Source organism: Arthrobacter sp. Y3223164 (assembly GCF_059091005.1).
In genome coordinates this window covers 1-2,139 of the sequence record NZ_JBNHGF010000431.1, presented here as the reverse complement: position 1 = coordinate 2,139, position 2,139 = coordinate 1, and the positions used below count along the sequence as shown (strand labels likewise).

Sequence of the window (2,139 nt, the reverse complement as noted above, 5' to 3'; positions counted from 1 at the left end):
GGGCCGCCACGGCGGCCTCGGCCGGGTGCAGGGCGTGCAGCGCGCGGTCCACCGTATCTTGGTCCACGGCCGGCTGCTCAGCCAAGAGGCGGCGGTAGCGCGCGTAGGCACGCAGTTTTCTCGCCAGCTGCTCCGACGTGAACGGCTTGATCAGGTAGCCGAGCGCGCCGCGGCGCAGTGCTTTGCGGATGGACGCTGCGTCAGCTGCGGCGGTCAGCATGATCGTGTCCACGTCGACTTTCCGCAGCAGGTCCAGTCCCAACGCATCGGGAAGGTACACATCCAGCAGCATCAGGTCCGGTGCCTGGCCGTGAGCCGAGCGCAACGCCTGCTCGGCGCTTCCGACAGGCGCCAGCGCGCTGAACCCGGGGACGGAATCAACGTATCCGGCATGCAGGCGCCCCACGTGAAAATCGTCGTCGACAATCAGCACCTGTAGATCAGTCATGGTTCCCTCCTGGTGGTACAGGTTCGACCGTGCCCGGCAGCCTCGCGCAGAATACGGCTCCCGGCCCGAACGTGCGCCCTGGATCTGCCACCCAGACGTCCCCGCCGCGGCGCCGAGCCAGCCGGCGGCTCAACGACAGCCCGAAGCCTTGGCCGTGGATGTCGGGCAGGCCCGACACGTCGTCCGGCGGCGCGGTCTTGATCGATGGGTGGTCTCTCGAAGGGTCTGCCGTCGAGTAGCCCTCGGCGAAGATCTGGTCAATGCCGGCGGCCGCTTCTCCGGCGGCCGGGTGGTCGGCGGCGAGGCCGGACAGCCCGTCTCCTGAATCTGCCACCACCAGGTGCAGCGTTCCACCGTCTTCCGTTAACTCGTCCATGACCTCGACTTCCACCCAGCGGTCCGGGTTGCTCCCGAGCACAGCGGCCCGGACGGCGTTGTCCACCAGATTCCCGATCACCGTGGTGACATCCTGCGGGTCGGTGACCCGGCCGCGCACCAGCGTCTCGGGACCGACCCGGAGCACCACGCCGCGCTCGGCCGCCTCCATGCTCTTCGCTCCGATGAAAGCCTGCAGGTAGGCGTCCCGCAGCAGGTCGGCCTGTTCGGCCGGGTAGTTCAGCGGTCCGGTCTGCATGATGGACGTGAGGTATTCCTGGGCGCGGTCCGGGTGCCCCGTGGCGAGCAGGCCGGAAATGGTGTGCAGCCGGTTGGCGAATTCGTGCCGCTGTGCCCGCAGCGCGGTGCTCAACGCGCCTACGGCGTCCAGCTGGCGGGTCAGCGACTGGACGGCCGTGCGGTCGCGCAGCATGATCACCCAGCCCAGTTCGGGTGCACGCGGAACTACGGCGCCGGTGCCCGTTCCGGGACGGTAGCCGCGCCTGCCCGGGGTGCGGCTGGCCTGGACTTCGCGCGCGGATAGGATCAGCACCCGGGAACCAACCACCAGCTCCACGGTGGGCGATTGCGGATCGGCGGCGTCCAGCAGCCCGGCCAAGGCATCGGGCAGCACAGATGCCCCGGCGCCGGGGATCTCCAGCTCGGCCAGCGGCCGGCCGACGAGGTCCGCGTCGATGGGAAAGCCCAGCAGCCGTTTGGCCTCGCGGTTGAACACGGTGATCCTGCGGTCCGCGGAAACACCGATGACGCCCTCGTCCACGCCGCGAAGCACCGCCTCCTGGTCCTGGGCCAGCGCCGCGATCTCCTCCGGTTCGAGTCCGAGAGTCAGGCGCTTGAGCCTGCGGCCCAGCAGCAGGGAAGCGGCCATCCCCAGCGCCAGAGCCCCGGCAGTCGTAAGCGCGATGGGCAGGATGCTCCGGGCCAGGGACTGCAGCACGTCCTGGCTGGAGAAGCCCACACTGACTTCGCCCACCACGGATGCGGACCCGGGAGCGTACACGGGAACCTTGGCCCGCGCGGAATGCCCCAGCGTGCCCTGTTCCTGTTCGGTGACCTCGCGGCCGGCCAGTGCTTCCGATGGGTCGGTGCTGACCATGCGGCCCAGCTCGGCCGGATTGGGGTGGGCCAGCCGCAGGCCTGTGTCGTCGGTGATCACAACGAACAGGGCTCCGGTCCGGAGCCGGACGTCCTCGGCCAGTGCTTGGAGCGGTCCGTTCTCCAGCGCCCTTGCGGACAGCTGATCGGGCCCGGCATCGACCAGCGCGGCGGTCTCGGCGCGGACGTCGCCGGACGCC

General features: G+C 69.8%; 2 protein-coding genes. Both read right to left on the bottom strand.

Annotated features, from left to right (window positions below):
* The coding region (locus tag AC5RUJ_RS15035) for a response regulator (protein ID WP_494156117.1) at nt 1-448 on the bottom strand (448 nt) is incomplete at its 3' end.
* Nucleotides 441-2,139: sensor histidine kinase (locus tag AC5RUJ_RS15030; protein ID WP_494156116.1), on the bottom strand; the 1,699-nt coding region annotated here is incomplete at its 5' end. The genes AC5RUJ_RS15035 and AC5RUJ_RS15030, both read right to left, overlap by 8 nt.